The organism is Neisseria sp. P0021.S005, assembly GCF_051956955.1.
Genome location: NZ_JBQCWY010000902.1, coordinates 1 through 526, shown reverse-complemented (window position 1 = coordinate 526; position 526 = coordinate 1). Strand labels below are relative to the sequence as shown.

Annotated in this window: 1 protein-coding gene; it reads right to left on the bottom strand. The window is 44.7% G+C overall.

What is annotated here, in order from left to right:
* Positions 1-503: hypothetical protein (locus ACTHUE_RS20070; protein ID WP_440424287.1), on the bottom strand; the 503-nt coding region annotated here is incomplete at its 3' end.
* Positions 504-526 lie beyond the last annotated feature (23 nt).

The window sequence follows — 526 nt, the reverse complement described above, 5'->3', positions numbered from 1 at the left end:
AAAGCAAATTGGTTATTGCTCGTGCCATTACCAAACTTAATGCCTTTGTCTGCTGTCGCTTGCGCTGCATCTGCCGCATTTTGTGCAGTTGTTACATTCTGATTGGTTGTGAATAATTGACCACCATTCACCGCATCAGTTGATGCTGCTGAACTAATATCACCCGCTTTCACGTTAGTAATGGTTGTACCACCAACACCTGCAAGCGTGATCTTGGCTTTAGTCGTTGCGTCGTCATATTTAACTGCTGCATCGTCCAAACCACCCAACTTGCTATCCACTGCCGCCAATTGATCTTCAGTTGCTGCTTGACCTGATACCGCTGTGCCGTTCCAAGTTTTATTGCTTAAACCACCAATCGTACCTGCTGTGCCATCAATAGTGATTGGATTCGCTGTGCCGACTTTAATGGTATTGCCTAAACCAAGCTGTACACCATCTGCTGTCGTAGTACTGGTAATACTGCCATCAGTTGAACCTTTAACATTAATGGTATCACCCACAGCAAATTGGTTATTGCTCATGT